The following is a 6,240-nucleotide window of genomic DNA, read 5'->3' as shown; positions in this document are numbered from 1 at the left end:
GGATTGCTCTCTCGCGGGGTGGGGGTGGCTGGATTGCTCTCTCGCGGGGTGGGGGTGACTGGATTGCACTCTCGCGGGGTGGGGGTGACTGGATTGCACTCTCACGGGGGAGGGTGGGGGTGGGTGACGGCTTGGCGTCGGCGTGCGCCAGTAGGCTCGTCCCGGTCGCGCCCGCGGCCGGGTGCGCAGCGACGGAGGCTCGATGACCACGCAGGACACGGGGGTGGCGCCGGCTGTCGCGGTGCTCGGCGGTGGGGTCATGGGCGGCACGCTCGTGGCGGCCCTGCGGACGGGCGGCTGGCCCGGGGACCGCGTGACCGTCGCGGACCAGGACGCCGCCAAGGCGGACGCGCTCGCGCGGGAGCACGGCGTGCGCGCCGCCGGCAACCGCGACGCCGTCGCCGAGGCGGACGTCGTCCTGCTCGCGGTCAAGCCGGACGTGGTGCCCGCGGCGCTGGCGGACCTCGCGCCCGTGCTGCGCGACGGTGCGCTGGTCGTGAGCGTCGCGGCGGGCGTCCCGCTGCGGGTCTACGAGGACGCGCTGCCCGCGGGCACGCCCGTGGTGCGGGTCATGCCGAACACGCCGGCGCTGATCGGCAAGGGGGCGAGCGCGATCGCGCCGGGTGCCGCGGCGCGCGAGGAGCACCTGGCGCTGGTCGAGCGCGTGCTCGCGGCGACGGGGCTCGTGGAGCGGGTCGCCGAGAAGCACCTCGACGCCGTGACGGCCCTGTCCGGGTCCGGCCCCGCGTACGCGTTCTACGTGATCGACGCGCTGGCCGAGGCGGGCGTCCTGCTGGGCCTGCCCCGGGACCTCGCCTCCCGGCTCGCGGTCGCCACCGTCGAGGGCGCGGCCGCGATGGTCGCGCAGACGGGCGAGCACCCGGCGGTGCTGCGCGAGCGGGTCTCGTCGCCCGGGGGCACGACGGTCGCGGGCGTCGCCGCCCTCGACGCGCACGCGGTCCGCGCGGGCCTGGTGGCGGGTGTGCGTGCCGCCGCGGAGCGCTCGCGCGAGCTGGGCGCCGGCTGACCCGATGACGGTCGACCCTCGCACGGCGGGTGCCGCACGACCGGCCGCGGCGCACCGCTCGCGCGACGGTCGCCCTCCGGCGATGAACGACGTGGCCGCGCTCGCGGGCGTCAGCCACCAGACCGTCTCCCGCGTGCTCAACGAGCACCCGAGCGTGCGTCCGGCCACGCGGGAGCGCGTGCTCGAGGCGATCGCGACGCTCGGCTACCGGCCGAACCTCGCCGCGCGCGCCCTGGTGACCCGGCGCACCGGGACCCTCGGCGTCATCACGCCGGCGACCGCGCTGTTCGGGCCGACCAGCACGCTCGTGGCGTTCGAGCAGGCGGCCCGCGACGCGGGCTTCTACGTGTCGGTCGCGACGCTGCGCGCCTTCAGCGGGGACGAGGTGGTCGCTGCCGTCGAGCACTTCCTGGCGCAGGGCGTCGACGGGGTGGTCGTGGTCGCGCCGCGCAGCGGGACGGTCGACGCCGTGAGCGGCGTGCACCTGCCCGTGCCCGTCGTGCTCGTGTCGTCGGGCCGGGAGGGGGTCGAGCTGCCGACGGTGTCCGTGGACCAGGTGGCCGGCGGCAGGCTGGCGACCGAGCACCTCCTGGCGTCGGGTCGCCGGTCCGTCCTGCACGTCGCGGGCCCGCAGGACTGGTACGACGCCCGGGACCGGTGGCGCGGGTGGCAGGACGCGCTCGAGGCGGCCGGGGCGCCGGTCCGCGCGCACCCCGCGAGCGGGTGGTCGGCGGCCGACGGGCACGCCGTGGGTCTCGAGCTGCTGCGCGCGGGGCTGCCGGAGGCCGTGTTCGCCGCGAACGACCAGCTGGCGCTCGGTCTGCTCGCGGCATTCGGGCAGGCCGGTGTCCGCGTCCCGCAGGACGTCGCCGTGGTGGGGTTCGACGACGAGCCCGGCACCGCGTTCTACTCCCCGCCGCTCACGACGGTGCGGCAGGGCTTCGACGAGCTGGGGCGTCGTGCGGTGCAGGCCGTCGCGGACGCGCTGACCGGCGGGCAGCCGACCCAGCAGTCGATCGCACCGGAGCTGGTCGTCCGGCGGTCGTCGGCGTCGCGGGAGGCCGCCGACGGCGCCTGAGCGGCTGGCTTCTCCGTCATGTGATCGTTAACATCGGGGCACCGGGTCGACTGGACCCGGTGGCCGTGAGCACGACGCCGGGCGACGACGCCCGGAGAGGGAGCAGCACGCGATGGCGCACCACCACGACGACGCGGACACCCGCCGGGACGCCGCACGCGAGGCCGTCACGCAGGGACGGGCGACCCTCGGCATCGAGCTGGGGTCCACCCGCATCAAGGCGGTGCTGGTCGGTGACGACCACGCCGTGCTGGCGAGCGGCGGCCACGCGTGGGAGAACCAGCTCGACGGGCGGACCTGGACGTACTCGCTCGACGCCGTGTGGGAGGGGCTGCGCGCGGCCGTCGCCGACCTGGTCGGCGACACCGAGCAGCGGTACGGCGTGCGCCCGACGTCGCTGGCCGCCATCGGCGTCTCGGCGATGATGCACGGCTACCTCGCCTTCGACGGGGACGACGACCTGCTCGTGCCGTTCCGCACGTGGCGCAACACGTCCACCGGACCGGCCGCCGCCGAGCTCACCGAGCTGTTCGGCTACAACATCCCGCTGCGCTGGTCCGTGGCCCACCTGCACCAGGCCGTCCTCGACGCCGAGCCGCACGTGCCGGACGTCCGGTTCGTCACGACGCTCGCCGGCTACGTGCACTGGCGCCTGACGGGCCGCAAGGTCCTGGGCGTCGGTGACGCCTCGGGCATGTTCCCGGTCGACCCGGCGACGCACGACTACGACGCCGACCTGCTCGCACGCTACGACGCGCTCGCGGCCGACCGGCTGCCCGTCGACCACCTGCGCGACCTGCTGCCGCAGGTGCTCGTCGCGGGCCAGCAGGCCGGCGTGCTGACCGACGAGGGCGCGGCGCTGCTCGACCCGACGGGCACGCTGCGCGCCGGGACTCCGCTGTGCCCGCCCGAGGGCGACGCCGGCACCGGCATGGTCGCCACGGCGTCGGTGGCCCCCCGGACCGCCAACATCAGCGTCGGCACCAGCATCTTCGCGATGGTCGTGCTCGAGAAGCCGCTCGCGGCCGTGCACCACGAGATCGACCTCGTGACGACGCCCGCGGGCGACCTGGTCGCGATGGTCCACTGCAACAACGGCGCGAGCGAGCTGGGGGAGTGGGCCGGCGTGTTCGGCCGGTTCGCCACCGCGCTCGGGTCGCAGGCCGGGCCGGACGAGGTGTTCGGCGTCCTGCTGCGCGAGGCGCTCGAGGGCGAGGCCGACGGCGGCGGGCTGCTGGCGTACAACTACCTGGCCGGCGAGCCGGTCACCGGGCTGGAGGAGGGGCGCCCGCTGATCGTGCGGACCGCGGACAGCCGGCTGACCCTGGCCAACTTCGTGCGCACGCAGGTGTACGGCGCGTTCGGCACCCTGAGCCTGGGCATGCGGATCCTCGCGGGCGAGGGCGTCGAGGTCGACGCGATGTACGCGCACGGCGGCCTGTTCCGCACGGCGGGTGTCGCCCAGCGGCTGCTCGCGGCGGCCGTGGACACGCCCGTCGCGGTGGGCCGCACCGCCGGCGAGGGCGGCGCGTGGGGCATCGCGGTGCTCGCGGGCTACCTCGCGAGCGGCGCGTCGCAGGACCTGGGCACCTACCTGACGACGCAGGTCTTCGCGGACGCCGAGATCGAGGTCGTCGCGCCGGACCCTGCCGACGTCGCCGGCTACGCCGCCTGGCTCGAGCGCTACGAGGCCGGTCTGGCCGTCGAGCGCACCGCGACCGAGGTGCTCTGAGCGCCTTCCCCCGGACCACGCGCGGTACGACCGCGCACCGGCGCCCGTGCGCCGGACCACCCCGCCCGCCACCGCGGGCACCGATGCAGGAGGCCGGATGACCGCCACAGCACTGGACGCCTACGCGCCCGCCGTCCGTGAGGAGGTGGCGCGCGCCCGCGAGAAGGTCAGCGCGCTGCACGCCGAGCTGCCCCGCTGGGGCCTGGTCGTGTGGACGGCGGGCAACGTCTCGCAGCGTGTCGTCGTCGACCCCGCCGGTCCGAGCGAGCGCGACCTGCTCGTCATCAAGCCGTCGGGCGTGACGTACGACGAGCTGACGCCCGAGTCGATGGTCGTCTGCGACCTGCAGGCGAACCTCGTCGAGGGCACGCGCGCACCGTCGTCGGACACCGCGGCGCACGCGTACGTCTACACGCACCTGCCGCACGTCGGCGGCGTCGTGCACACGCACTCCACGTACGCGACGGCCTGGGCCGCCCGCGCCGAGCCGGTGCCGTGCGTGCTGACGATGATGGCCGACGAGTTCGGCGGGGACATCCCCGTAGGGCCGTTCGCGCTCATCGGGGACGACTCGATCGGCCGGGGGATCGTCGAGACGCTGCGCGACTCGCGCAGCCCGGCGGTCCTCATGCGCAACCACGGCCCGTTCACGATCGGCACGGACGCCAAGGCCGCCGTGAAGGCCGCGGTCATGGTCGAGGAGGTCGCGCGGACCGTCCACATCAGCCGGCAGCTCGGCGAGCCGCTGCCCATCGCGCAGAGCGACGTCGACTCGCTGTACGCCCGCTACCAGAACGTCTACGGCCAGCACTGATGCTGAGCCACGAGGGAGAACGACGATGAGCAAGGCCTACCCCGACCAGGAGATCTGGTTCCTCACCGGCTCGCAGGACCTGTACGGCGAGGAGACGCTGCAGCAGGTCGCCGCGCAGTCGCAGGAGGTCGCCGCGGCGCTCGACGCGTCGGGCGACGTCCCTGCGAAGGTCGTCTGGAAGCCCGTCCTGAAGGACTCCGACGCGATCCGCCGCGCGATGCTCGACGCCAACGGCGACGACCGCGTGCTGGGTGTCATCACGTGGATGCACACGTTCAGCCCGGCGAAGATGTGGATCACGGGCCTGGACCTGCTGCGCAAGCCGCTGCTGCACCTGCACACGCAGGCGAACGTCGAGCTGCCGTGGGACAGCATCGACATGGACTTCATGAACCTCAACCAGGCCGCGCACGGCGACCGCGAGTACGCGTACATCGCGACGCGCCTGGGCCTGGCCCGCACCACGGTGTCCGGTCACGTGTCGAACCCGGCCGTCACCGCGCGCATCGGCACGTGGGTGCGCGCCGCCGCCGGCTGGCAGGCCGCGCAGGACCTGAGCCTGGTGCGGTTCGGCGACAACATGCGCAACGTCGCCGTCACCGAGGGCGACAAGACCGAGGCCGAGATCCGCCTGGGCGTGTCGGTCAACACGTGGGCCGTGAACGACCTGGTCGCCGCGGTGGCGGCCGTGGACGACGCGAGCGTCGACGCACTCGTCGCGCAGTACGAGGACCTGTACGACGTGGTCCCCGAGCTGCGCCGCGGTGGCGACCGGCACGAGTCGCTGCGGTACGCGGCCCGGCAGGAGATCGCGATCGAGGGCTTCCTCACGGAGCGTGGCGCCATGGCCTTCACGACGAACTTCGAGGACCTCGGCGAGCTGCGGCAGCTGCCCGGCCTGGCCGTGCAGCGGCTCATGGCCAAGGGCTACGGGTTCGGTGCCGAGGGCGACTGGAAGACGGCCGTGCTGGTGCGCGTCGCCAAGGTGATGGGTGCCGGGCTGCCCGGCGGCGCCTCGCTCATGGAGGACTACACCTACGACCTCACCCCCGGTGCGGAGAAGATCCTCGGCGCGCACATGCTCGAGATCTGCCCGACCCTCACGACGTCGAAGCCGCGCGTGGAGATCCACCCGCTGGGCATCGGCGGCAAGGAGGACCCGGTCCGCATGGTGTTCGACACCGACGCAGGTCCCGCCGTCGTGGTGTCGCTCGCCGACATGCGCGAGCGGTTCCGGCTCACCGCCAACGTCGTCGACGTGGTCCCGCCGACGGCCGAGCTGCCGAACCTCCCGGTCGCCCGCGCCGTGTGGGAGCCCCGCCCGGACTTCACGACGTCGTCCGAGTGCTGGCTCACCGCCGGGGGAGCGCACCACACGGTGCTGACGACGGCCGTGGGCATCGAGGCGTGGGAGATCTTCGCCGAGCTGGCCCGCACCGAGCTGCTGGTCATCGACGAGTCGACCACCCGCCGCGGGTTCGCCGACCAGGTGCGGTGGAACCAGGTGTACTACCGGGTCGCGCAGGGCTTCTGACGCCCTGAGGTGATGACGAGGGCGGGTGCCCGGCCGTGGCCGGGTGCCCGCCCTC

At 74.5% G+C, this 6,240-nt stretch carries 5 protein-coding genes; all 5 read left to right on the top strand.

What is annotated here, in order from left to right; genetic code table 11:
* The first annotated feature begins 202 nt into the window (after nucleotides 1–202).
* The 5 genes from proC (at nucleotide 203) to araA (ending at nucleotide 6,185) form a co-directional block, all read left to right on the top strand.
* Nucleotides 203–1,027: a pyrroline-5-carboxylate reductase gene (gene proC, locus IR158_RS02130; protein ID WP_291808856.1), complete on the top strand. Its 825-nt coding sequence runs from the start codon at nucleotides 203–205 to the stop codon at nucleotides 1,025–1,027.
* A 4-nt stretch (nucleotides 1,028–1,031) separates the two neighbouring features.
* The gene (locus IR158_RS02125; protein ID WP_366928397.1) at nucleotides 1,032–2,105 is read left to right on the top strand and encodes a LacI family DNA-binding transcriptional regulator; all 1,074 of its coding nucleotides are present in this window, start codon (nucleotides 1,032–1,034) and stop codon (nucleotides 2,103–2,105) included.
* 112 nt (nucleotides 2,106–2,217) lie between these two features.
* On the top strand, nucleotides 2,218–3,837 hold the full coding sequence (locus IR158_RS02120) for an FGGY-family carbohydrate kinase (protein ID WP_291808854.1): 1,620 nt from the start codon (nucleotides 2,218–2,220) through the stop codon (nucleotides 3,835–3,837).
* A 97-nt stretch (nucleotides 3,838–3,934) separates the two neighbouring features.
* A complete protein-coding gene (locus IR158_RS02115) occupies nucleotides 3,935–4,651 on the top strand; it encodes an L-ribulose-5-phosphate 4-epimerase (protein WP_291808851.1) in 717 nt (238 codons plus the stop codon).
* A 25-nt stretch (nucleotides 4,652–4,676) separates the two neighbouring features.
* On the top strand, nucleotides 4,677–6,185 hold the full coding sequence (gene araA, locus IR158_RS02110; protein ID WP_291808848.1) for an L-arabinose isomerase: 1,509 nt from the start codon (nucleotides 4,677–4,679) through the stop codon (nucleotides 6,183–6,185).
* Nucleotides 6,186–6,240: the final 55 nt, after the last annotated feature.

It is taken from the genome of Cellulomonas sp., from assembly GCF_015234515.1.
GTDB lineage: Bacteria > Actinomycetota > Actinomycetes > Actinomycetales > Cellulomonadaceae > Cellulomonas.
Note: the sequence above shows the minus strand (reverse complement) of the source record. Positions and strands in the feature narration are given on the sequence as shown.